This is a genomic window from Massilia endophytica (assembly GCF_021165955.1).
GTDB classification, from domain to species: domain Bacteria; phylum Pseudomonadota; class Gammaproteobacteria; order Burkholderiales; family Burkholderiaceae_D; genus Rugamonas; species Rugamonas endophytica.
Genome location: NZ_CP088952.1, coordinates 3,509,141 through 3,533,119 on the forward strand (window position 1 = coordinate 3,509,141; position 23,979 = coordinate 3,533,119).

The window sequence follows — 23,979 nt, forward strand, 5'->3', positions numbered from 1 at the left end:
CTGCCTCAGTGCGGGCCGATGCTCGCGGCCGATAATACGCATGATATGCTCGCCTTCCCTATAACAAGCAAGGCGGAGAGCTGTGAGCAAATCGATCGAAGAACGGCTGGCAGCCCTTGAGCAGGAAAACGCCAGCCTGCGCAAGCGCGTCGCGCGCCAGAATGCAGCGTGGCTGTTCGGCGTTCTGGCGCTGGTGGGCGGCGTCGCGGTGGCTGGCGTGGCGGTGAAGGATGCGGTATTTGGCAGCATCAAGGCGCGTGAAGTGGTCGTGGTCGACAGCAAAGGCACCATCCGCGCCCGCCTCGGCGGCGACGTGCCGGACGCAGTGATGGCAGGCGGGCGCGTTTCCAAACGCGGCACCAAGGCCAGCGGCTTGATTATTTACGACGAGGAAGGCATCGAGCGCGGCGGCTATGTCACCGCCGACGAGGGCAGCAACGCCATGATCACACTGGATTCCAAGCATCGCATGGCTGCCATCCTGGTGGCGGGTCCGGATCAGAGCCAGGCTGCGGCCATGTCGCTGATTACCAAGGGCAGCATGCTTGACTTCCGCGCCGACGAAAACGGCTCGCGCATGACGATGGCCGACAAGGATGGCGTGAAATTCCAGCAGCCTGCTATTGCAACGCTGTCGGCCGGTACTTGCGGCGAGTATCGTGAGATCGAGAAAAAGGAGCCCGGCAAGCGCTGGTGCCAGAAACGATTCTCCGACGCAGCCTGCCAGGCCTGCCTGGAGGGCAGTAACTAAGCAAATCGGCGGAACGACGGAGGTCGATATGGGCATCACGGATTGGCCGGAACATCTGCGTCCAAGGGAACGCCTGATTCGCGAAGGCCCGCAAGCCCTGTCCGACGCCGAGCTGCTGGCCGTCTTCCTGCGCGTGGGCGTGCGCGGCAAGAGCGCCGTGGATCTGGCGGGCGAGATGGTGCGCCATTTCGGCTCCCTCCAGGCCCTGTTCGCGGCCGGACAGGCCGAATTCACCCGTATCCCCGGCCTGGGCGCGGCCAAATACGCCCAGCTGCAGGCAGTGATGGAACTTGCCCGCCGCGCCATCGCCGAAGAATTGCGTACCGGGCCCACCCTCAGCTCGCCCCAGGCCGTGAAGACCTACCTCCAGGCCGCGCTGACGGGAAAACGCCACGAGGCCTTCCACGTGTTGTTCCTGGACGTCAAAAACCGCCTCATCGAGGCCCGCGAACTATTTCGTGGCACCCTCACCCACACCAGCGTCTACCCGCGTGAAGTGGTGCGCGAGGCGCTGGCGCGCAACGCCGCCGCCGTCATGCTGGCTCATAACCACCCTTCCGGCACACCCGAACCCAGCGAGTCCGACCTGCTGCTCACCAGGGCCCTGGTGCAGGCCCTGGCCCTTGTGGACATCAGGGTTCTGGACCATTTCGTGGTGGCCGGCAGCCGCGTCCACTCCTTCGCCGAACATGGTCAAATCTAGCTTGCGGCAAATGTTAAATTTATCGATTTAGTCGAGACACAATTGTTTTTCGCAAGTGATTGAAAAATCTGAGTTTTTTGGATATACTCTTGTTTTTTCCAATTTCGGAAGTTATCAAAGGAGTGCGTCATGGCACGTGTCTGCCAAGTTACTGGGAAGAAGCCGATGGTCGGCAACAACGTTTCCCACGCAAACAACAAGACGAAACGTCGTTTCCTGCCTAACCTGCAGAACCGCCGTATCTTCGTTGAATCGGAAAACCGCTGGGTCTCCCTGCGTCTGTCCAACGCCGGTCTGCGCGTTATCGACAAGGTCGGCATCGACGCCGTCCTGGCCGACATGCGCGCTCGTGGCGAAAAAGTTTAATAGGGAGCTATCATGGCGAAAACTGGCCGCGACAAAATCAAGCTGGAATCGACCGCAGGTACCGGTCACTTCTACACCACCACCAAGAACAAGCGCACGATGCCTGGCAAGATGGAGATCATGAAGTTCGATCCCAAAGCACGCAAGCACGTGACCTACAAAGAAACCAAGATCAAGTAATCCCGGTTTCTCGCAAAAAACCGCTCTACGGAGCGGTTTTTTTTCGCCTGGCGACCTCTAAAGGCAGCCCTCCATGTACTCCACCTGGTCCCAGCTGCCTGCATGGTAGGACTTGACGCGTCCCGCGCTGGCGCGGAAACGGAAGCCGTGCTGGCCGCTGCCGGAGCGCACGCTCAGATAGCGCTCGCTCCGCTCATAGTCCGCCGGGGTCACATGCACCGCTTCGCCGTACAGGCGCAGCACCTTGTCCGCCGGGTCGCCGACGCCGATGCCGCGGTCGTTCAGCACGCCCGGCTCCTCCACGTCCACCCGGCGCAGCACATCCTTCACGAACATGAGTCCCACGCGCGGCTCCGCGGCGGGAATCACATAGAAGCACTCCGGCGATGCCCGCAGCTCGGGCGGCACGCGCACCATCCGCTCGCCGAGCACGCGGTTCACGGTATCGAAGTCCATGCCCACCTTCAGCGGCCCCGCCCCGTCGATGCGCACCACCCAGCCCTGGGCCTGCGCCGACAGGGCCACGCCGCACAGCAGCGCCAATAACCAGGCTCTCATCCTTTTCCTCCGCCGGAAACAACAACGGCCCCGAAGGGCCGCCGTTCATTGCATCTTTTCCGCTTACGCGTAGCTGCGCAGGCGCAGCGAGAAGTCCTGCAGCGCCTTGATGCCGGACGCCTCGGCGCGCTCGCACCAGTCCTGCAGCTTGTGCACCAGCTCGTCGCGCGAGAAGTGCGAACGCTCCCAGATCACGCCCAGTTCCACGCGCATATTGTGCATGGTCTCCAGCGCCTTGCTGTGCTGGAAGAGCTCGATCAGCTGCTGCTTCTGCGGCGCCTCCAGCTTGGCCGGTTCGCGCTGCAGCAGCTTGCGCGAGGACTTCAGGAAGCGCGATTCCAGCTGCGCCTTGTCCTTCAGGTGCTCCAGCTCTTCCTTCCAGGCGTGCTTGACCGACTTGGCATACTTGGCCATCACGTCGTAGCGGTTGGCGATGACGGACTGCAGCGTGTCGAAGTCCGCCTTCAGCTTGCCTTCGGCGAATTTCGGCACCGGCGGCAGCTTCTTCACTTTGGCCAGGCCCAGCATCTCCAGGGCGCGGATATAGCCCCAGCCGATATCGAACTCGTACCACTTGGACGACAGCTTGGCCGAGGTCGCATAAGTGTGGTGATTGTTATGCAGCTCCTCGCCGCCGATGATGATGCCCCAGGGGATGATGTTGGTGGCGGCATCCGAGCAGTCGTAATTGCGGTAGCCCCAGTAGTGGCCGATGCCGTTGATGATGCCGGCGGCCGTCACGGGAATCCACAGCATCTGCACAGCCCACACCGTAATGCCTTTGGCGCCGAACAGGATGAAGTCGACGATCAGCATCAGGGCCACGCCCTGCCAGCTGAAGCGCGAATACAGGTTCTTCTCGATCCAGTCGCTCGGGGTGCCGTGGCCGTACTTCTCCAGCGTTTCCTTGTTCTTCGACTCGGCGCGGTACAGTTCGGCGCCTTCCCAGAACACTTTCTTGATGCCGCGGGTCACCGGGCTGTGCGGATCTTCCTCGGTATCGCACTTCGCATGGTGCTTGCGGTGGATGGCGGCCCACTCCTTGGTCACCTGGCCGGTGGTCAGCCACAGCCAGAAGCGGAAGAAGTGGCTCGGAAGGGCGTGCAGCTCCAGGGCGCGGTGCGCCTGATGGCGGTGCAGATAAATCGTCACGCTCGCGATCGTAATATGCGTCACGATCAGCGTAAAAATCACGGTCTGCCAGTTGGACAGGCCGGAGACGCCATGCGTCAGGAACTCCAGTACTGCGTTCAAATTACTACTCCACGGTAATTGCCCCGGCTAGAGGCCCGACGGTCGGGCTTTAGCGGCCGGTGTTTTCGCTTGTATCGGACGTGATTGTACGCGCATTTCCCGCCGAATCCCGGAAAGTTGCCTGCTCATCAACACGGTTCTGCGACAGCGCAACATCGGGCAGCGGACCCAGAATGCGCAGCTCGCGCTGGGGGAAAGGCAGCGATATCCGATTGTCTTTCAAGGCTTTCCACACGGCGCGGTTCACGTCCGACGTCACCCCGCCCTTGCCGTGCTCGGGATCGCTGATCCAGAAGCTCAGCTGGAGCTCCAGCCCGTCGGCGCCGAAGGCCTGGAGCGTGGCGCCCGGCGGCTTCTCCGCCGACACCCGTTCGACCGAAGCGGCGGCCTCTTCCAGCAGCTTCAGCACCTGGTCCAGGTCCGAATCGTAGGCCACGGTGACTTTGGTGCTCAGCGCCAGCATCTTGTTCGACAGGGAAGAATTCTGAACCGGGCTCGACACGAACATCTCGTTCGGCACAATGGATTCCACCCCGTCCAGGCCCTGCAGCACGGTATAGCGGGTATTGATGCGGGTGACCTGGCCGCTGAACTTGTCCACGGTAATCATGTCGCCGATGGTCAGGCTGCGGTCCAGCAGGATGATAAAGCCCGACACGTAATTGCTCGCGATCTTCTGCAGGCCCAGGCCGAGGCCCACGCCCAGCGCGCCGCCGAACACGGACAGCACCGTCAGGTCGATGCCCACGAGCGACAAGCTCAGCAGCACGGAAACCAGGATCAGCAGCGCCCTCCCCGTACGCGCCAGCACCACGCGCAGATTCGTGTGCAGGGTGGGCATGTTCATCAGCCGCTCCTCCAGCGCCGCGCCCGCCCACATCGCCAGCACCAGCAGCACGACGACGGAGATGGCGCCCTGGAAGATAGCGGCCACCGACACCCGGTACTTCCCGAGCGGCAGCACGATGGCATCCAGATGGCGGTAGATATCGTCCCACAGGCCGGTAATGTAGAGCGCGAAGGCAAGCCAGACGAGGAGCTGGAAGATCTTCTCGAAGGTCAGGAGGGCGGCGCCGAGCTGGCCCTGGCGGGCGAAGACGCGGCGCAGCAGGAAGAACACGAAGCGGATGACGGCAAGCGAGCCGAAGATCGGCAGCGCCACCTTCAGCAGATTTACATGATGCCAGCGCTGCAGCACAACCTGCGCGGCCGCCAGCAGGCAGACGATGGCGAGCGGTCCCACGACACGGCCGAAGCTCTCCACGCCGAAGCGCTGCACCCCGTGCACCTCGCGCTGGGCGAGGCGGCTGCGGATCATGCCCGACAAAGTCCAGCCCAGCACGATGGCCACGACGAGAGCGCCGAGCTGCCACATCAAGCCGGGATCGCGCAGATCGCCCAGCAGGTCGTTGATCAGATTAGACAGCGGAATCTGCTTCATACCTCTCCTATGGCTCAGCCCGTGTCCACTTCTGGTGCCAGGGAAGATTTTTGGACACGGGCTCGTCTGTTGACCACGCTACGGCTGCGCTTGTGTCCACTTTTCTTCCCTGGCACCAGAAGTGGACACGAACTGGTCAGTTGTCCTCGGTGGATGCGGGGGCGGGTTTGGGCATGGGCTTGCGCTCGAAGACGGCGGCGAAGAAGCCGTCCGTCTGGTGCTTGTGCGGCAGCAGCTTGAGGTAGTCGCCCATGTCGAGGTCGATCTTCTGCTCGGCCAGCACGTCTTTCATCGGCACCAGCGTGAAGTCGGGGTGGCTTTCCAGGAATTGCGCCGCGACCGCGTCGTTCTCTTCGTTCAGCAGGCTGCAGGTGGCGTACACGAGGCGGCCACCGCTTTTCACCAGCCGCGCCGCCCCGTCCAGGATCGAGACCTGCTTGTCGTGCATCTCGGCGATGGCTTCCGGCGGCTGGCGCCATTTCACGTCCGGATTGCGGCGCAGCGTGCCCATGCCGGAGCATGGCGCATCGACCAGCACGCGATCGATCTTGCCCGCCAGGCGCTTAATCTTGGCGTCGCGCTCGTGCGCAATGGCCACGGGGTGCACATTGGACAGGCCCGAACGCGCCAGGCGCGGCTTGAGCTTGGCGAGGCGCTTTTCCGATACGTCGAAGGCGTAGAGGCGCCCCGTATTGCGCATCTGCGCGCCCAGCGCCAGCGTCTTGCCGCCCGCGCCCGCGCAGAAGTCGACCACCATCTCGCCACGCTTCGCGCCCAGGATCTGCGCCAGCACCTGGCTGCCTTCGTCCTGCACCTCGATGGCGCCTTCCTTGAACAGCGGCAGGTTCTGCAGCGCGGGCTTTTTCAGCACGCGCAGGCCCAGCGGCGCATAGGGCGTGGGATTGGCGGCAATCGGCGCCTCGGCCAGCTTGGCGATCACTTCGTCGCGTCCGGCCTTGAGGGCGTTCACGCGCAGGTCCAGCGGCGCCGGCGTGTTCAGTGCGTCGGCCAGGGCCAGGGTTTCTTCTTCGCCGTACTGCTCCACCAGTTTCTCGAACAGCCATTTCGGCATGTTGGTGCGCATGGATTTATGCAGCAGCTTGCGGTCGATCTGGGCCACACGCTGCAGCCATTCGCCCTCTTCCTCGGTGAGGCCGGGCAGCGCATCGGCGCCCACGGCGTCGGACATGCCCAGCAGCATCAGGCGGCGCATGGTGGCGCCGCCCGCGCCTTCGGCGAAGTCGGTGAAGAAGGCCTTGTTGCGCAGCACGGCATAGACGCATTCGGCGATGGCGCCGCGCTCGCGTCCGCCCAGGCGGGGGTGGTCCTTGAAGTAGCGCGACAGGGTGGTGTCCGCCGGCGCGGTAAAGCGCAGGATCTCGCGCAGCACTTCTTCGGCGCTGGCGAGTACGGCTGGTGGCAATCTCATTTCAATCCTTAATTAACGGTATGGTCCACACGGACCTTGCCATCCTCGACCGTGAGTCTATCTTCAATAAACCAGCGGATGGCGCGCGGGTAAAGTACATGTTCCTGTTCCAGCACGCGGGCCGACAGGGTGTCCACCGTATCCCCCGGCAGCACGGGCACGGCGACCTGGTCCACCATGGGACCATGGTCCAGCTCGGCCGTCACGAAGTGGACGGTGGCGCCGTGCTGGGCCAGCCCGGAGGCCAGCGCCGCCTCGTGCGTATGCAGCCCGGGGAAGAGCGGCAGCAGCGAGGGGTGGATATTGAGCATGCGCCCCGCATAATGCTCGACGAAGCCGGGCGTGAGGATGCGCATGAAGCCCGCCAGCACCACCAGGTCCGGCTGGTAGCTGTCGATCACCTGCTGCAGCGCCGCATCGAAGGCCTCGCGGCTGGGATATTCCTTGTTGGCGACCACCGCCGTGGGAATGCCATGGCGGGCGGCAAATTCCAGCCCTTTGGCATCCGGCTTGTTGCTGATGACGGCGGCAATACGCGCCGGCCACTGCTCGGCCTCGGCGGCCTTGACCACGGCTTCCATATTGCTGCCGCGTCCGGAAATCAGGATGACGATGTTTTTCATAACCCGCCATTGTACCCGCTGCGGCAGAGCGCGGGCCAAAAGCGGACTATTCGAAGGAGTAGAAAACCCGGAACGGGACTTTCTTTTCGGCCCAGTAATCGGCCGCGTCGCGGAACACGTCGAGCAGGGTCTCGCGGGCTTCGCGGTCGAATTTTTGCGTGTTGGGCAGCTGCTCCAGCACAATCAGGAAGCCCGGCTGGGGACCGGCCTGATGCAGCGTATTGGTCAGCGTTTCGCGCAGCGCGTCGAAGTTTTTACCGCAGGGCTTGGGAAAGCGGAAGGATTCGGCAATGATCCCCAGTACTTGCTGCTTGGTCAGGCCAGCGTGGCAGTGCGCATACAGGAAATGCTGTCCCAGGCGGCCGGCTTCTTCTTGCAGTTCCACCACCCGGAAGGCCCGGATGGACTGGACAAGATTGGGCGGCACGGTTATCAACAAACTCATTTTTCCCTCAAATCGACCTGTTCTGTACGGTTTTGTTTTTTTGCTATTGTGAAACACCTATACAATTGTCCGGACGGGCGGGTCATCGCGCCTGCCTGGGCGTAGTCGCATTTCTCTCTGTCAATGTGATCCCAGGGTGTTAGGGTAACGTGTTGTCCAGCATGAATCAACTTGAATGTGCTGCATGGCGAAATAAACGTTAAAAATCAGCCATTTTCCGCGCATTTTGCGAGACATTGCCGTACGGCAGCATCCCCGGCAAGCTTGGCGCCGAGGGGTTACAATTTGTTGCCATGAACGCAGGAACGTTACACGCACCCGCGTTACTATAGGGCTGTGCACTTCCCATTTCCCGTTGAACTGCCACCCGAACTGAATAAAATACAAACGAGGTACTGATATGAAAATGCAAACGAAGCTGATCCTGTCCGCACTCTGCCTGGGCGCGGCCGTGCCGGCGGTTCAGGCTGTCGAGTTCGAAGACTACGCCCGCGTGGTGCGCGTCACCCCGCAAATGGAACGCATCAACCGTCCGCGCCAGGAGTGCCGCACTGAGTATGTGCAGGTCCAGCAGCAGCCCCAGCGCAGCGTGGGCGGCTCCATCATCGGCGGCGTGGCCGGCGCCCTGCTGGGCAGCCAGGTGGGCAGCGGCCACGGCAAGACGGCCGCCACCGCGGCCGGGGCCATCGCCGGCGCCGTGGTGGGCGACCGCGTGGATAACCAGAACGCCGGCCCAGGCGGCGTGACCGAGCAGGCAGTGAAGCAGTGCCGCATGGTCGACAACTGGGAACAGCGTCCGAACGGCTATGAGGTGGTGTACGATTACCGCGGCCGCAATTACACCAGTTTCATGAGCTACGACCCGGGCGAGCGCCTGCGCCTGCGCGTGTCGGTCGAGCCCATGCAGTAAAGAGCATCACAACCCGCCTCCTCGGGTGACTGCCGGCCAGCAATGGCCGGCAGTTTTTATTTGGGCGCTTGCCTCATGGCAAGAGCTCGCGGGATAATAGCCCATGCTTATCAAACGCAAATCCATCGAAAAAGAAGAGTCGTCCCGTCCCGCGTCCCCCCGGACGGCCGTATCCCGCAAGCCCAAGTTCGCGCCGGTGACCCTGTCCGAACAGGACGGCGTGCGCTACCTTCATTTCGGCACCGAATGGGTGCAGGGCGCCATGCGCATCCGCAAGCCGGACTGGCCCGAGCTGGAATACGCGCAGCAGATGATGGCCTGGATGCTGTGGAACCGGGCGCCGCGCCGCATCGCCCAGCTGGGCCTGGGCACCGGCGCGCTCACCAAGTTCTGCTACAAGACCTTCCCGGAAGCCTCGGTAACGGCCGTGGAGCTGAACCCCTCCGTCATCGCCATCGGCGCCTCCATGTTCAAGATGCCGCCGAACGACGAGCGCCTGCAGGTACTGGAAGGCGACGCCATGGATTTCGTGAACGATCCCGCCAACCACGGCACCCTCGACGCCTTGCAGGTGGACCTGTACGACGCCACCGCGCGCGGCCCCGTGCTCGACACGCCGGAGTTCTACCAGGCCTGCGCCGCCTGCCTGACGGCCGATGGCATCATGACCGTCAACCTCTTTGGCGATCACCCGAGCTACGCGAAGAACCTGAAGGCGATGAAGTTCGCCTTCCCGCAAGTTCTCAGCCTGCCGCAGGTGCATGATGGGAATGTTGTGGCGATAGCCTTCAAGACCGAACGCGCCATCGATGCACAGGCGCTCAAAGACCGGGCCGCGCAGATCGCGGCCGAAACCAAACTGCCGGCCAAGTCCTGGGTCAAGGGCCTGCTGGCGAGCTGACACGGATACCTCATGGCGAAAGCGCTCGACCTTCAGCAGATCTTCACCTGGCTCCTCGCCGATGGCATGGTCGCGAAGGCGGACGTCAAGGCCCACTACAACCAGGCGCAGGGCATCCTGCGCAACGCCTCGGGGGTGATGCATCCCCTGTGCGCGGTGGCGCACTGCAAGCTGCTTTCGGCCAAGCCGCCGCACAAGCTGCTCACGCTCGATGCGCTGAGCGAATGGCTGGCCGAACGCAGCCACCTGCCCTTCTACCGCATCGACCCGCTGAAGGTGGACTTCACGCGCGTGGCGGACGTGATGTCCGCCAGCTATGCGGCCCGTTTCAATATCCTGCCCGTGGAGATCAGCGCGGACACGCTGACCGTGGCCACGGCCGATCCCTTCGCCCTGGAATGGGAGAGCGAGATCGCCAAGGTCTCGCGCCGCGCCATCCGCCGCGTGATCGCCAATCCGCTCGATATCGCGCAGTACACCTCGCAGTTCTTCTCGCTCGCCAAATCGATCAAGAAGGCCAGCAAGACGACCGGCCAGGACGTCGCCCTGCGCAACAACTTCGAGCAGCTGGTCGAAATGGGCAAGTCCAACAAGCAGGTGGACGCCAACGACCAGCACGTGATCAACATCGTGGACTGGCTGTGGCAGTACGCCTTCGAACAGCGCGCCTCGGACATTCACCTTGAGCCCAAGCGCGAGATGGGCGCCATCCGCTTCCGCATTGACGGCGTTCTGCACCAGGTCTACCAGGTTCCCGCCGTGGTGATGATCGCCATGACGGCGCGCATCAAGCTCCTGGGCCGCATGGACGTCATCGAAAAGCGCCGCCCGCAGGATGGCCGCATCAAGACCCGCACGGCGGGCGGCCAGGAGATCGAACTGCGCCTCTCCACGCTGCCAACAGCCTTCGGCGAAAAGCTCGTGATGCGTATCTTCGATCCGGACGTGGTGGTGAAGACCCTGCCGGAGCTTGGCTTCCCGCCGGAAGACGCGGCGCGCTGGGACGCGCTCACCAACCGCCCGCACGGCATCATCCTCGTCACCGGCCCCACCGGCTCGGGCAAGACGACAACGCTGTACACCACGCTCAAGGCGCTGGCGACGTCCGAGGTCAACGTCTGCACGGTGGAAGACCCCATCGAGATGGTGGAAGCCTCCTTCAACCAGATGCAGGTGCAGCCCGGCATCGACCTCTCGTTTGCCGACGGCGTGCGCGCCCTGATGCGGCAGGACCCGGACATCATCATGGTGGGCGAGATCCGCGACCTGGCGACGGCGGAGATGGCGATCCAGGCCGCGCTGACGGGCCACCTTGTACTGTCCACCCTGCACACGAACGACGCCCCATCCGCCGTCATGCGCCTGCTGGAGCTGGGCGTGCCCTACTACCTGCTGGAGGCCACGCTGATCGGCATCATGGCCCAGCGCCTGGTGCGCACCCTCTGCCCGGACTGCAAGCAGGACGATGGCGAGATCGCGGACGACATCTGGCAAAGCATCGGCGGCGCCTGGAACATCCCCAAGCCGGAAAAGGTCTACCGTCCCGTGGGCTGCCCCGAATGCCGCCAGACAGGCTACCGCGGCCGCACCGGCATCTACGAGCTGCTCACGGTGACCGAGCCCTTCAACCAGCTGCTGCAGGAAGAGACCGACATCGGCGCGCTGCGCAGGCAGGCCGCCACGGACGGCATGAAGCCCCTGCGCATTGCGGGCGCCCACAAAATCCGCGAGGGCGTGACGACGGCCGAAGAAGTGCTGAAGGTGACGGCGGCGCTGGCCTGATGCCCGCACGCGGCACTTGGCAGACCGTCATTGCGATGTGTATAATGCGGCCTCTTTCGGGTCGTTAGCTCAGCTGGTAGAGCAGCGGACTTTTAATCCGTTGGTCGCAGGTTCGAATCCCGCACGGCCTACCACCGAATTCAGCAGCAGCAAATCAGGCTTTCCCGCTTCGGCGCGAAAGCCTTTTTTGCGTCCGCCGTATAAAGATATTTCCCCACAAGAAGAACTCCTCAGGTAGCATCGGGATTGAAAAATAAGCAATAGTTACTTTCAATAACGTACCGAGGGACCATACATGAGTAACTTCTACATTAGCAACGTTGGCGGTGGAGTCGTAACGGCGGCACAGGGAACTGCGGGCTCGGCGATAGCACTGCTGAATCAGGGCTCCTCCGGCCTGCAAGGCTGGGCTCTCACGGCGGATGGCTATCTTGTCCTCTCCTCGTCGGCGAACCTTTGCCTGAGCATCGCAAGCAGCCAGCTCCAGGACGGAAGCGCCGCGACCCTGGCGGCAAAGGGCGCCAGCGGATACCTCCAGCAGTGGAACTACGATGCTGCCACCTCCCAGCTCTCGCTCCAGAACAATCCCGGCTATCTGCTGGCGAGTGCCTCCGGCGGCCCGGCGGGTCCCCTCGTCTACGTTTCCACGTCATCGGCCGCGCCGCAGAACCAATGGAGCCTGATCGCCAGCGTACTCCTGCAACCGATGATCGGCATGAACTGGGAACCCTCGCCTTCGGATTACGCCAGCCTGCCTGCGCCGTCCAAGTATGGCGATACCGATTTCGCGAATGCGGATTTCCAGGCGCTGTGGAGCCCGGGCCAGCGAAACGATCTCGGTACGATCGCGGGCTTCGGCTGCAATACGATCAAAATGTACAACTGGAGCGTGCCGGCGCCGAACGGCTACTGGATGCGCAATCACCAGCCGTTTCTCGCTGCCGCGGCGAACGCAGGCCTGAGCGTCATCGTCCCCATCAGCAATTTCTTCACGGGCACCGCGTACAACAACCGGACCCAGAACGCCAATCCCGCAGGCCCCTCGTCGAGCACGGATCTGGCGTCGTGGATCACCGAAATCGTCACCGAAGTCTATGCGAACAACAAGGCGCCCGGACCGGTGGTGATGTGGGCCATCGGCAATGAATACGACAACAGCAATAGCGGCGCCTACGGCTATTGCGAGGCGCAGGACATTGCGGCGGTCGCGAGTCTCATCATCGCCGCGGAGGCGAGCCTTGGCATTCCCGCCGCTAATGTGCTGCCTTTCACCAGCCCGGTCACGACCGCGATCAATCCGGTCAACACCAGCATTCCGCAGCCCAACCCGCCCGCCAATCCCATCATGGGCCAATACGCGATCCAGGCGCTCAGCGATGCCTTCACCGCCGCCGGGATTCCTGCAACGCGCTTCATCGCATCGGTCAACTCCTACCAGACCGGCGCCCAGCTGACCGAATACAATGCGGCGTTTCCAGCGGCATTCCCGGGCATGTACTGGTTCTACGGCGAGCTCGGTTGGAGCAACGCCAACGGCGGCGAAACCACCCAGGCCAACAATCTCTACAACCAGTTCTCGACGATTCTTCCGTTGGCGAAGGCTGCAGGCAGCACCTTCCTGGGCGCCTGCTGTTTCGAGTATTCGGACGAGCTCTGGAAAGGAGCCGCCGGGTCATCGGAAACCGAGTTCGGGATCTACACCTTCCCGGCGAGCGGCACACCTCCGACCGCGCTGGAGGGGGACCACTCGCCGGTGTGGGGCGCGTCCTACCCCGTCGACGCGTTCGCAGCGCGCCCGGCCGTAGCGTCCTTCACCGCCGCGATCGCAGGATTGCCGAATCCCCAGTCCTGAGCTTTTTCCGCCGACTAGTCCTATTCAGCGGTAACAAATCAGGCTTTGCCGCTTCGGCGGGAAAGCCTTTTTTCGTCCGTAGATAAAAGCATATTGTCCGCGCAGATGAATTTCTCAGGAACAGATACTCTCAAGCCCCTTTTATCTTTACGTATGGCGTACCCATTGCAAAAAAGGCTTGTCTATTGCGGCTAGCCCTGTCGCACTGGTGGCAAAATGCCAACTCGTCCATTGTCGAACCCTTTTATGCCAAACAATTCCAAGCGTTTACCGATGCCCGATGCCAGTGCCTATCTGGAGCGGATGCGCGCAGGCCAACTGACCGCTAGCGCTCTCCTCGAGCAGCAACTGGGCCAACTCCAACTGAGCCAGCCCAAGCTCAACGCTTGCACGACAATCCTGGACGAGATCGCGCGCCGCCAAGCGTTTGAGCGACGCCCGGGGCCCCTTTGCGGCTTGCCGGTTACGGTCAAGGAGACGTTCGCCCTTGCCGGGACCAGCATCACAGCGGGCTCCCTACGGATGCGTCCCCAACAACAAGGCAGCGATGCGGCGGTGGTCCGGCGCCTGCGCGATGCTGGCGCGATCATCGTCGCCCGCAGCAATATTCCCGAGTTTGCGATGACGGGGGAAACGAGCAATCCACGTTTTGGGCGAACCAACAACCCGCTCGACCCGGAACGTGTGGCCGGAGGCTCAACTGGCGGAGAAGGTGCGCTCGTGGCATCCGGCGCCAGCCTGATCGGCCTCGGGTCGGACATCCTCGGCTCAATCCGCATACCGGCCGCTTTTTGCGGTGTGGTCGGTTTCAAGCCTGCTTCAGGCGCAGTCGACAAACAGGGCACCTGGCCCAGCGTAGCGGGTTACTCGGCCAACTGGCTGGCTGTCGGTCCTCTCGCTCGCAGCGTGCGCGATGCCCGTCTGGTCTATGAGGTGATTGCGCGCGAGCCTCTGCGTGCTCCGGCACCTCTGGAAGGCTTGCGCCTGCTTGTACCGGACCGCTTCCCTTACAGTGTGGAACAGCCGTGCATCCAGGAGGCACTAAGCGCCGCCCTGTCATTCCTCGTCGAGGCCGGACTCAGACCGGAAACACCGGCGTTCGACGACGTGCCCCGGATGTTTGTTCGCAGCGCCGACGTGATCCTGTACGACTTCGAGCAGGACTGGCACACATTGCTCAGTCCCGATGGCGCTCCAAAGTTCAGCGTGTGGCGCGAAGCATGGCATCAAGTAACAGGCCGTCCGGGCATCGATCCCGGTTTGTTTACCTGGATACTGCACGGCGCTACGCTCGGCCGTTTGTCCAAGCCACGCGATGTACGCCAGATGACGCGCCTGGCCGCTTTCTTCGATTCCGCACGCAACCACTACCGCGCCATGCTTGGCGAGGACGGCATCCTTGTGCTGCCAACCATTGGCATGCTGGCGCCCAAGCACGGCCAGATGAACAGAAAGACCCTGCGTCCCGGCTTGAACAAGCTCATGACGCCGCTTACCTTCTGCAATTACCTTGACTTGCCAGCGATGGCCATTCCGGCTTGGCGTTTCGCCGACCCGGCCACGGGGCTGCCGCCCAGCGTCATGATTGTGTGCGCACCAGGTGCAGAGAGCCGCCTGTTCGACGTCGCGGCGGCACTCGAGCCGGAATTGAACTGAGCCGGGGAACGGACACGACTGCGCCCGCCGCGAGTTTTGTTTTAAGATGGCGCCATGCCTCATACCTTAGCCGCCTCAGTCAACTTTGAACTCCTCATCAAAAAAAGCCGCTTCATCGCCTGCGTGCAGCCCATGCCTGACCGGGCGGGTGCGCAGGCCGTCGTTGCGCAGCTGCGTGCGCAGCATCCCGGCGCGGCGCATGTGTGCTGGGCCTTGCTGGCGGGCGGCCAGTCGGCGGCAGTGGACGATGGGGAGCCGAGCGGCACGGCAGGACGTCCCATGCTCGACGTGCTGCGCCACCAGGATCTGGAAGGGGTGCTGGCAACCGTGGTGCGCTACTTCGGCGGCGTGAAGCTGGGCGCGGGCGGCCTGGTGCGCGCCTATACCGACAGCGTGGCGCAGGCCCTGCTCACAGCGCAGAAGGTGCCCATCATCCGGCTGCAGACCTTGCGCTGCGCTGTCCCCTACCCGCTGGAAGGACTGCTGCGCCGGGAGCTCGATGCCGCGGGCGCAAGGCTGGACGAAGTGGTGCATGGCGACGATGTCGGCTTCACCTTCAGCCTCCCCGCCGGGGATGCGGCAGGCCTGCAGCTTCGCCTGAACGAAGCGGGAGCGGGCCGCATCGTATGGCGCCGCGAGGAAGATAGCGCATAAAAAAACGGCCTGCATTGCGCAGGCCGCGAGGTGAAGAAAACCGGCTTACTTGGTGTTCTTCACTTGAATCGAACTTTTCACGTCGGTGACGCCCTTCACGCCCTTGGCCAGCTGCACGGCGCGATCGGCTTCCGCCTTGGTGGGCACGAAGCCGCTCAGCATCACGACGCCGTTCTGGGTCTCGACGTGCACGTCCATCGCCTTCACAGTCTTGTCGGCCGCCATGTCGGCTTTCACCTTGGTGGTGATCATGGTGTCGGACATGGCCTGCGATGCGTCAGCCGTTTTCTCCGCAGTCTTTTCCTTCATGTCATGTGCTGCGGCCACGGTCTTGTCCTTGGCGTTTTCGGCAGCGTTGGCGGTGCGGTCGGCAGCCGTGTTGGCGGCAGCGGCCGTACGGTCGCGCACATCGGCGGCGTTGGCAGCGACGGTGGAACGGTTGGTGTTATCGACCAGAACACCGGTGCGGCTGTCGGCCGTGGTGCCTGCAATGGCGGAGCTCTTCGCTGCCTTGGCTTGCGCCTGGCAGGTGTCCTTGGCGTTGCCGCTCAGGTCATCGCATTTTTCCTTGGCGAGGTCATACTCGGCGTCGGCCAGCTTGCGGTTGGCGCGGTCGATGTCCGATTTGTTGTTCTTGTACTGGGCTACGGCATTGGCTTCGGCACGGGCGCGCGCCACTTTCGCTTCTTCCTTGCACACGTCCTTGCTGTTGCCCTTCATGCCGTCGCAACGTTCCTTGGCGACTTTGTAGTCGGCTTCGGCTTTCTCGTGGGCGGCCTTGTAGCCGGCGCTGTCAGTGTTTTGTGCGAACGCAACGCTAGCGGCAGTGGCCAGCGTCAGGAATACGAGTTTCTTCATGTCGGTCCCCTTTAGGATGGTTGGCATGAAGATTTAACGCTGTTGGGCACATTCCTTCTGTGCGTGAGCGAACACAGACCACACCTCGGCCTTACTTTATTCAGACTGAAGCAGCCCTTCGCTCCACAGAACTTTCACCTGGTCAAAAAGACTGGCGCCAGCCGCGAACTGGCCTCCATTGCCCGCAAGTTTGAGCCAGGCGCGCGTGTCGTGCGAGCCATGGCTGGGCTGGTCCGCCCGCACGCCTTCCAGCCAGCGATGGACGCGTGCGTAGTCGCCGGGGTGCGTGCGCTGGGTCCAGGCCAGCGCAGCGAGGTCGGAGTAGGCTTCTTCGCGGCGGGTTTCGCGCATCTGCTTGGAGAGCTCGAGCAGTTCCGGGCTGTCCGATTGTTCCTGCCCAACTTCCACGAAGCCGGAGGGCAGCGCGTGCCAGCTGCCTTGCGCGTAGCGCCAGCAATGGGCCACCTCATGCGCCGTCATCGCTTCGATCAGCACGCCCTGCTGCGCTTCCGGCACGCCGTCGAAAATCGATTCCGCGTTGGGGTTGCCGCGCATGGAGAGCACGAGCTTGCAGCGGCCGTCGGCGAAGCCCATGGCCATGGGAACATCGTTTGGTCCGGCCTGGGGCTGGACGATGATGTCGATGGGGAGTTTCAATTCCTTCGCGTAAGCCAGCACCGGCGAACCGGCCGTCAGCCAGCGCGTTTCCGTTGCGGTCAATTGGCCTGCGCTGGCGCCTGCTGCGGCAAGAGAAAGGAGGACGGCGGCGGGGAATTTTGACATGGTGAAACTCCTGATTCGAAGTTTCACTATACATGCCGTAGCGCAATTTGTTACAGGCCGGGATGGGCTGTTACAAAATATTTGCTTGTGGAAATAGGCATGTTTGAGGGATTGTTAAGGCCGCGGACTGTGTTCGGTGGCGGACTGGGGTACCGGGGACAGACCCTGTTCAGGTCTGTCCCCTGCTCATCAGAACTCTTCCCAGCTGTCTTCTTCGGCGGCGGCAGCGGCGGGGGCGGCCTTGCGCGCTGCGGCGGCCTTGCGGGCGCCTGCGAGGCGCGCCTGCGGACGCGGCGCGGGACGTGGCATCGGCACCACGGCGGCGGCGGACGCCACGGCGCTCACCGGCGGCGCCAGCGGCGCGCTCTGCTGCGAGTCGTCCAGGCGGAACACGCTGACCACCGATTCCAGGTGATTCGCTTCATCCTGCAGCGAGGCTGCTGCGGCAGCGGCCTGCTCCACCAGCGCGGCGTTCTGCTGCACCACCGCGTCCATGTTCGAGATGGCTTCGTTCACCTGCTCGATGCCCGCAGTCTGCTCCTGGCTCGCCGTGGAGATCTCGCCCATGATGTCCGTCACGCGCTTCACGCTGTCCACGATCTCCTTCATCGTGTCGCCCGCCTGGTCCACAAGCTTCGCGCCAGCGTCCACGCGTTCGACGGAATCGTCGATCAGTGCCTTGATCTCCTTCGCCGCGCCAGCGGAACGCTGGGCGAGGTTGCGCACCTCGGTCGCCACCACAGCAAAACCCCGTCCCTGCTCGCCCGCGCGCGCCGCTTCCACGGCCGCATTCAGGGCCAGGATGTTGGTCTGGAATGCAATGCTGTCGATCACGCCAATGATGTCCACAATCTTCTTGGACGATTCGTTGATCGATGCCATGGTGCTCACAACTTCTTCCACCACGGCGCCGCCCTTGGTCGCCACTTCGGATGCGGACATGGCGAGCTGGTTGGCCTGGCGCGCGTGGTCGGAGTTCTGCTTCACGGTGCCCGTCAGTTCTTCCATCGACGATGCGGTCTGTTCGATATTCCCGGCCTGCATTTCGGTGCGGGCCGACAGGTCCTGGTTGCCCGCCGCGATCTCGCGCGATGCGGTGGCAATGGTCTGCGTACCGGCACGCACCTGGCTAACGATGTTTACCAGGCTGTCGCGCATGCCGCGCATGGCGTGCAGCAGGCTGGAACGGTCGCCCGCCTTGGTGTCGATGTTCACGGCCAGGTTGCCAGCGGCGATGCTGGCCACGATGGAGGCCGCATATTCAGGCTCGCCGCCCAGTTGCTTGAGCAGGCCGCGGCTGATGAACCATGCGGCCGCCACGCCGATGGCGATCGCAACCCCGCACAGCACCACCATGAAGAAGAAGAAGCTGCGCGCAACGGTCTTGGCGCTTTCCGCCTGGTCCTGGCTCATCTTCTCTTCGAGGTCGATCATCTTGTTGATGGCGGCGAGCCAGCTCGTGAAGGCAGGCGCCGCCTGCTGCGCCAGCAGCGTTCCCGCTTCGGCCGTGTTGTCGGCCTGGCGCAGTTCGATCACCTTGGCGATGAGCGGCTGGGTCCTCGCCTCGGCTTCCTTGATGCCCGCAATGGCTTCCTTTTCGGCCGCGCTGGTGTCCTTGCGGCTGGCCAGCAGCTGGTCCAGGGGCGCGGCGGACTTGGCGTAGTTGTCAGCCAGGGTGCGGATGGTTTCGATATGCGGCCTGGCGGCATTGGCATCGGCCGCCAGCACCACGTCGCGCAGGGCGATCGAGCGGTCATGCACGCTGCCGCGGAAATTGATGGCGTAGCGCTGCTTGACGTTGTTCACGTCGCTGACGTTGGTGAGGATGGTGTCGATCTTCTGCACCCGGTTGATGCCGAGCGCCGTCACTACAATCAGGAGGAGGAAAACCAGCCCAAAGCCAATGGAAAGGCGGGTGCTGATCTTGGTGCTTTCGATGTCCATTTAGAAATGTCCCTGGTCTGGATGTTAAGTAACAAAAGGAAACGTTACCACGAAAGCCAGGGTCTTGCTGCGGACCAACAAGAGATTAGCGGTAGAGCAAGATTGGTTTTGCTCTACCGCAAACGGACTGTCTTATTTCGCCAACAGCGCTTTGGCGGTCGGGAAGGAAGGACGGATGTCGTTCGGGACGGACTTCATCTTGTCCAGCGCCTTCTGCACATCGGGGCGGATCACCACGTACTTGGCCATCATGGCCTTGGCGGCGGCATAGTCGCCCGTGGCTTCGATGGTCAGGAACTCGCGGTCCAGGTCCATGACGGCCTGCTTGATCTTTTTGAAGTCGACCGAGAAGGTGCCGTCGCCGTGGGACACGAAGCCGCCCTTGTCCAGCAGGTAGTTCATCTGGATCGCCATGCCGCGCGCATGCGAGTCGGTGAGGCCGAAATGCAGGGTGCGGAAGGCCGAGGCGAGGAAGGTGGTGTGCAGCTTGCGTTCGGCTTCGGCGCCCTGGCCCAGCGTGTCCTTCAGCTGGCCCTTCTCCATCATGTACATCAGGGCATAGAGGCCGGTGACGTCCGCCTTCGCTTCCTCGATGGTGGAGTAGGTCTCCTTCAGGTCCTGGCGCGGCGTGGAGGCGACGCCTTTCACTTTCGTGATGTGCGGCCCGAGGCCGTGCGTGATTTCGTGCGCGAGAATGTGGGTGAAGAAGGAGTTGAAATCCACGTCTTTCTGGTCCTGCGCGCGCAGAACGATCTTCGAGATCGGCGTCAGCGTGGCCTTGAACTTCTCTTCCTGCACGTTCTTCAGCATTACGCGCTTGGAACCGCGCTGGCTGATGATGCGCTCATCGTTCGGCAGGTTGTAGGCGGCCGTCTGCACGCCCATATTGCCGTCGCCCGCGCCATACACTTCGTTCACCACCACCATCGGCGCCACGGCGCCAACCTTCGGGTTGCGGTACTGCTTGTCCAGCGGCAGATTGTCTTCCAGCTCCTGCATGTGCTTGGCGAAGAAGTCCAGCTTCTTCGTCTCCTTCTCGTCGCGGATGCTCACATAGGCTTCGAAGGCGGCCTTGTAGCCGAACAGTTCGTCGTTGTAGGTCTCGTACGGGCCAATGGTGACGTCCACCAGCGAGTCCAGGTCCATCCACGCGAAGTCGGAGGCGAGATAGTCGTTGCTCAGGAATGCGTCCGCGCGCAGGTTCAGGAACTTCTTCAGCGATGCGTTATCGGTGGCGGCGGCGGCTTCCTTCAGGAGCGCGGAGAGCTTCTGCATCTCCGGCTTGTATTCTTCCGAATACTTCACGGTCTTGAACTTGCCGTCCGCTCCGCTGCGGATGGTAGTGAAGAACCACTGCGCGTCCTGCTTGTCCTTGGCGGCCAGGCCGTTCATCCACTTTTCGAGCGCTTCCTTCGATGCGCCGGACGGATAGAAATTGGCGCCCTCGGGCTTCTTGGCCGGGATCTTGATCCCCGCAATGTCGGCTGGCAGGAAGGACTGGTTGCCGTCGATGATGGACCACGGGCCCTTGTTCAGCCAGAAGTACTCGGCGCGGGCCTTGCCCAGCGGCGAAGTGTCCTTCTGCAGCGCCGCCCACAGCGCCTCGTTGCCTTCCCAGCGCTGGCGCAGCTGCAGCGTGTCGACGATCTTCGCCGCTTCGATCAACTTGGCGATGGCCTTGCGGTCGCCTGCGCTGAGGCCGGACGTATCGGCCTTCAGCTCCACCGGCGCGAAGCGCTGCGTCATCTTGTTCAGCTCTGCGACGGTGGCGGGCGCCGCCACGGCAGCGGCGCTGGCGGCAGCCAGCACCATCGGGATCAGGATCTTGTTCATGTGGCCTTTTCTCAACAGTTGAAAGGAGGCCACATTGTAATCCTGTCTTTACCAAACTTTATAGGTTTTGCCGGTCTCCGCGCCCTCTACACTTCGGCTGTAGGCCAGGGCCACGCGCCTGGCATCGGCCGATTCGAAGCCGTAGAAGAAGGGGCCGTATTTGTCCAGCGATTCGGTCAGCACCGTCGGGCTCACGACGTTGATGCGCAGGCCGCGCTGCAGTTCGATCGCCGCACCCAGCACGAAGCCTTCCACCGCGGCATTCACCGCAGACGCATTCGCGCCGAAGCGGATCGGCTGCTGGCCCACGATGCCGCTGGTGAGCGTGATCGAGCCGCCGTCGTTCAGGTATTCCTGCGCAATGAGAGCCACGTTGATCTGCCCCATCAGCTTGCTGTTCAGGCCTTTGCGGAACTGCTCAGGCGTCATCTCGTGCAGCGGGCCGAAATGCAGATCGCCCGCGGCGACAACGACAGCGTCCACCTTGCCCGTTTTGGCGAACAGGGCGCGCACCGAGGCTTCGTCCTCGAACTTCACCTGGTACTGGCCCCCGGTGCCGCCGACGGTGACGATCTCGTGGCGCTGGCCCAGCTGCTCCACCACTGCCTTGCCTACCGCGCCCGTGGCGCCGATCACGACGATTTTCATTACTGCTCTCCTGTATGGTCAAAGAGCGGCCAGTATCCAATTCTTCCAAACAGGAATAAATGAGTTAGGATGAACATCATTCCAAACCATAGGTTAGTAATGGACAAGCTGCGCAGCATGGAGATTTTCGTCGCGGTCGTGGACCAGGGCAGTTTCACGGCCGCCGCGGACCGCTTCAAGATTTCGCCCGTCATGGTGGGGAAACATATCCGCTCGCTGGAACAGCGGCTGGGCGCAGCCCTGCTTACGCGCACGACGCGGCGCCAGTCGCTCACCGAGATCGGCAGGCAGTATGCGGACCAGTGCCGCATCATCCTGGCGCAGATCCAGGCGGCGGAAAGCGGGGCCGAGGCGATGCGCGGCGCGCCGCGCGGGCAGCTGAAGATTTCGGCGCCCGTATCGTTTGGCGCCGAGTGGCTGAGCCCTGCCCTCACCGAATATCTGGCGCTGTATCCCGAGATCGGTGTGGAACTGAGCCTGAACGACAGGATGGTGGACCTGGTGGAGGAAGGTTTCGATGCGGCGGTGCGCATCGGCGTGCTGGGCGACTCGACGATGATCGCGCGGCCCCTGAAGCCTTACGGCATGGCTATCTGCGCCTCGCCCGAGTATCTTGCACGGCGCGGCGTGCCGCGCGTTCCGGCCGATCTGGCGCAACACGAATGCCTCGACTTCACCGGCTGGTCGGCGCAGGGACGCTGGCGTCTGAAGGGCGAGAAGGACGGCCGCGCCTTCCCGCCTGCGCGGCTGCGGTCCAACAGCACGCATGCGCTGCGCATGGCGGCACTGAGCGGCTTCGGCATCACCATGCAGGCGGAGATGATTCTTTCGCGCGATATCGCGGCGGGGCGGCTCGTGCGCATCCTGGAAGACTACGTCCCGGCCGCGCGCCCCGTGCACCTTCTCTACCCGCGCGACCGCCAGCCCACGCCGAAGCTCACCACCTTCATCGACTTCGTGCTGGAACGTTTCAGTTAGCGGACCATCCGGCGCCGAGGGAGCGCGCGACGGCGACCGAGGCGAGCAGGCGCTGCGTGCCGATCTGCACGCCCGCACGGTCCGCCGCCAGGGCGCTGCGCTGGGCATCGGTCACGTCCAGATAGGTCGAAAGACCGCGCTCGTAGCGCGCACGCGCGACCAGGTAGGCGCGTTCCGCCGCCTCGCGCGAGGCCGATTGCACCTGCGCCTGCTGCTGCCGCTGCTGCACGTCGGAGAGCGAGTCTTCCACTTCGCGCAGCGCCGTCAGCAGCTTGCTCTGGTGGTTGGCCAGCGCTTCCTCGTAGCGCGACTTCGCGATGTTCAGGTTGGCCTGGTTGCGGCCGCCATCCAGCACCGGCAGCGACAGGGCCAGGGGTCCGAAGCTGAAGGCGCGCGAACCGCTTTTCAGCAGGTCGCCCAGGCTCTCGGAAGCAAAGCCGAAATTGCCGGTCAGGCTGAGCGAAGGATAGAAGGCGCCTTCCGCCACGCCCACGTTCGCATTGGCCGCGCGCAGCTGCGCAACGCTGGACGCGATGTCGGGGCGGTGGCCCAGCACGGTGGCCGGAACGCCCACGGGAATCGCAGGCGGCTGCGGCAGCTTTGCTTCCGCAACGGCGGGCAGCACGGTAGTGGTGGGCAAAGCTCCCAGCAGCACGGCCAGGCCGTGCTCCAGCTGGTTGCGCTGGCGCTGCACTTCTTCCAGGTCCGCCTCCGCATTGGCGCGTTCGATCTTCGCGCGCGAAGTATCGAGCTCGTTGGAAAGGCCGGCGTTGAAGCGGGCGTTCACCAGTTCTTCCGTTTCGCGGCGCGTGTCCAGCGCACCGCGCAGGATGGCCATTTCCGCATCCAGGCCGCGCAGCTGCCAGTAGGCGGTGGCGACCTGCGAGGACAGGAGCAGCAGCACGCCGTCGCGGTCCGACTGCGCCGCCAGGGCCTGCGCGTCCGCCGCCTCGACGGCGCGGCGCACGCGGCCCAGCAGGTCCAGCTCATAGGAGAAGGCGGCGCCTGCCGAGAAGTTGTTGCCGCTGATGGAACGGCCGCCCAGCGCCAGGCCCTGCGAGGTGTTGGCCGAGGTGCGGGCATTCGAGATGCCTGCATTCACGTTCACCGACGGCTGCTGGCTGGCGCGCGCGAGGCCCAGCTGCGCTTCGGCCTGAACGATGCGCTGCGCGGCGATGCGCACGGATGGATTGTCGCGCAGTGCCTGCTGCTCGAGGCGGTTCAGGGTCTCGTCGCCGAACACGGTCCACCACTGCGCAGGCAGGCGGGCGCCGCTGGCCGCGCCCTGCGGCGCATGGCGGAACGACGTTTCGCTCACATTGGCCGGGGCTTTGAAGTCGCTGCCCACGGTCGCGCAGCCGGACAGCGCCAGCACAGCGGCGGCAACGGCCGCGCCAAGAGTCATGCGTTGGAATTGCTTGGTCATTTCT

Annotated in this window: 23 protein-coding genes and 1 tRNA gene; 12 read left to right on the plus strand and 12 right to left on the minus strand. The window is 63.3% G+C overall.

Annotation, left to right across the window (positions count from 1 at the left end):
• Nucleotides 1-82 precede the first annotated feature (82 nt).
• The 4 genes from LSQ66_RS16115 (at nt 83) to rpmG (ending at nt 2,000) form a co-directional block, all read left to right on the plus strand.
• Nucleotides 83-751 (plus strand): hypothetical protein, encoded by a 669-nt coding sequence (locus tag LSQ66_RS16115; RefSeq protein WP_231766208.1) that lies wholly within the window; start codon nt 83-85, stop codon nt 749-751.
• A 28-nt stretch (nt 752-779) separates the two neighbouring features.
• Nucleotides 780-1,454 (plus strand): RadC family protein, encoded by a 675-nt coding sequence (radC, locus tag LSQ66_RS16120; protein ID WP_231766209.1) that lies wholly within the window; start codon nt 780-782, stop codon nt 1,452-1,454.
• Between the two features lie 129 nt (nt 1,455-1,583).
• Entirely contained in the window at nt 1,584-1,820 is a 237-nt protein-coding gene (gene rpmB, locus LSQ66_RS16125; RefSeq protein WP_008451488.1) for a 50S ribosomal protein L28, read from the plus strand.
• 12 nt (nt 1,821-1,832) lie between these two features.
• On the plus strand, nt 1,833-2,000 hold the full coding sequence (gene rpmG / locus LSQ66_RS16130; RefSeq protein ID WP_050411857.1) for a 50S ribosomal protein L33: 168 nt from the start codon (nt 1,833-1,835) through the stop codon (nt 1,998-2,000).
• A 57-nt stretch (nt 2,001-2,057) separates the two neighbouring features.
• Here the strand turns inward: rpmG and LSQ66_RS16135 are convergent, their stop codons facing one another.
• The 6 genes from LSQ66_RS16135 to LSQ66_RS16160 form a co-directional block, all read right to left on the minus strand.
• Nucleotides 2,058-2,558, minus strand: coding sequence for a hypothetical protein (locus LSQ66_RS16135; protein WP_231766210.1), 501 nt, complete (start codon nt 2,556-2,558; stop codon nt 2,058-2,060).
• A gap of 63 nt (nt 2,559-2,621) precedes the next feature.
• A complete protein-coding gene (locus LSQ66_RS16140; protein ID WP_231766211.1) occupies nt 2,622-3,812 on the minus strand; it encodes a DesA family fatty acid desaturase in 1,191 nt (396 codons plus the stop codon).
• Nucleotides 3,813-3,861: 49 nt separating this feature from the next.
• Nucleotides 3,862-5,253, minus strand: coding sequence for a mechanosensitive ion channel family protein (locus tag LSQ66_RS16145; protein WP_231766212.1), 1,392 nt, complete (start codon nt 5,251-5,253; stop codon nt 3,862-3,864).
• A gap of 136 nt (nt 5,254-5,389) precedes the next feature.
• Nucleotides 5,390-6,682 carry an RsmB/NOP family class I SAM-dependent RNA methyltransferase gene (locus LSQ66_RS16150; protein WP_231766213.1) on the minus strand — a complete coding sequence of 431 codons (1,293 nt, stop codon included), beginning with the start codon at nt 6,680-6,682 and terminating at the stop codon, nt 5,390-5,392.
• Nucleotides 6,683-6,690: 8 nt separating this feature from the next.
• Nucleotides 6,691-7,305: a phosphoribosylglycinamide formyltransferase gene (purN, locus tag LSQ66_RS16155; RefSeq protein WP_231766214.1), complete on the minus strand. Its 615-nt coding sequence runs from the start codon at nt 7,303-7,305 to the stop codon at nt 6,691-6,693.
• Nucleotides 7,306-7,351: 46 nt separating this feature from the next.
• Nucleotides 7,352-7,750 (minus strand): barstar family protein, encoded by a 399-nt coding sequence (locus tag LSQ66_RS16160; RefSeq protein WP_231766215.1) that lies wholly within the window; start codon nt 7,748-7,750, stop codon nt 7,352-7,354.
• 400 nt (nt 7,751-8,150) lie between these two features.
• Here LSQ66_RS16160 and LSQ66_RS16165 point away from each other — a divergent pair, with 400 nt between their 5' ends.
• From LSQ66_RS16165 to LSQ66_RS16195, 7 genes are all read left to right on the plus strand, one after another.
• On the plus strand, nt 8,151-8,660 hold the full coding sequence (locus LSQ66_RS16165; RefSeq protein ID WP_231766216.1) for a glycine zipper 2TM domain-containing protein: 510 nt from the start codon (nt 8,151-8,153) through the stop codon (nt 8,658-8,660).
• 103 nt (nt 8,661-8,763) lie between these two features.
• The gene (locus LSQ66_RS16170; RefSeq protein ID WP_231766217.1) at nt 8,764-9,561 is read left to right on the plus strand and encodes a spermine/spermidine synthase domain-containing protein; all 798 of its coding nucleotides are present in this window, start codon (nt 8,764-8,766) and stop codon (nt 9,559-9,561) included.
• 12 nt (nt 9,562-9,573) lie between these two features.
• A complete protein-coding gene (locus LSQ66_RS16175; RefSeq protein WP_231766218.1) occupies nt 9,574-11,343 on the plus strand; it encodes a GspE/PulE family protein in 1,770 nt (589 codons plus the stop codon).
• A 58-nt stretch (nt 11,344-11,401) separates the two neighbouring features.
• Nucleotides 11,402-11,477: transfer RNA gene (locus LSQ66_RS16180), tRNA-Lys, on the plus strand.
• 161 nt (nt 11,478-11,638) lie between these two features.
• Nucleotides 11,639-13,195 carry an RICIN domain-containing protein gene (locus LSQ66_RS16185; protein WP_231766219.1) on the plus strand — a complete coding sequence of 519 codons (1,557 nt, stop codon included), beginning with the start codon at nt 11,639-11,641 and terminating at the stop codon, nt 13,193-13,195.
• A 246-nt stretch (nt 13,196-13,441) separates the two neighbouring features.
• Nucleotides 13,442-14,851: an amidase gene (locus LSQ66_RS16190; RefSeq protein WP_231766220.1), complete on the plus strand. Its 1,410-nt coding sequence runs from the start codon at nt 13,442-13,444 to the stop codon at nt 14,849-14,851.
• A gap of 54 nt (nt 14,852-14,905) precedes the next feature.
• The gene (locus LSQ66_RS16195) at nt 14,906-15,505 is read left to right on the plus strand and encodes an IMPACT family protein (RefSeq protein ID WP_231766221.1); all 600 of its coding nucleotides are present in this window, start codon (nt 14,906-14,908) and stop codon (nt 15,503-15,505) included.
• 45 nt (nt 15,506-15,550) lie between these two features.
• On the opposite strand, the gene LSQ66_RS16200 is transcribed toward LSQ66_RS16195, so the two are convergent.
• The 5 genes from LSQ66_RS16200 to LSQ66_RS16220 all read right to left on the minus strand — a co-directional run bounded on the left by LSQ66_RS16200 (nt 15,551) and on the right by LSQ66_RS16220 (nt 21,571).
• Complete coding sequence (locus LSQ66_RS16200; protein WP_231766222.1) at nt 15,551-16,363, minus strand: BON domain-containing protein; 813 nt, start codon at nt 16,361-16,363, stop codon at nt 15,551-15,553.
• Between the two features lie 96 nt (nt 16,364-16,459).
• Nucleotides 16,460-17,146 (minus strand): hypothetical protein, encoded by a 687-nt coding sequence (locus LSQ66_RS16205; RefSeq protein ID WP_231766223.1) that lies wholly within the window; start codon nt 17,144-17,146, stop codon nt 16,460-16,462.
• A gap of 189 nt (nt 17,147-17,335) precedes the next feature.
• Nucleotides 17,336-19,090 carry a methyl-accepting chemotaxis protein gene (locus LSQ66_RS16210; RefSeq protein WP_231766224.1) on the minus strand — a complete coding sequence of 585 codons (1,755 nt, stop codon included), beginning with the start codon at nt 19,088-19,090 and terminating at the stop codon, nt 17,336-17,338.
• A gap of 132 nt (nt 19,091-19,222) precedes the next feature.
• Nucleotides 19,223-20,923: a dipeptidyl-peptidase 3 family protein gene (locus LSQ66_RS16215; RefSeq protein ID WP_231766225.1), complete on the minus strand. Its 1,701-nt coding sequence runs from the start codon at nt 20,921-20,923 to the stop codon at nt 19,223-19,225.
• A 48-nt stretch (nt 20,924-20,971) separates the two neighbouring features.
• Nucleotides 20,972-21,571 carry a short chain dehydrogenase gene (locus tag LSQ66_RS16220; protein ID WP_231766226.1) on the minus strand — a complete coding sequence of 200 codons (600 nt, stop codon included), beginning with the start codon at nt 21,569-21,571 and terminating at the stop codon, nt 20,972-20,974.
• Nucleotides 21,572-21,670: 99 nt separating this feature from the next.
• Here LSQ66_RS16220 and LSQ66_RS16225 point away from each other — a divergent pair, with 99 nt between their 5' ends.
• The gene (locus tag LSQ66_RS16225) at nt 21,671-22,549 is read left to right on the plus strand and encodes a LysR family transcriptional regulator (RefSeq protein ID WP_231766227.1); all 879 of its coding nucleotides are present in this window, start codon (nt 21,671-21,673) and stop codon (nt 22,547-22,549) included.
• Here LSQ66_RS16225 and LSQ66_RS16230 read toward each other — a convergent pair.
• A complete protein-coding gene (locus LSQ66_RS16230; protein WP_231766228.1) occupies nt 22,542-23,975 on the minus strand; it encodes an efflux transporter outer membrane subunit in 1,434 nt (477 codons plus the stop codon). The genes LSQ66_RS16225 and LSQ66_RS16230 overlap by 8 nt on opposite strands.
• Between the last annotated feature and the right edge of the window lie 4 nt (nt 23,976-23,979).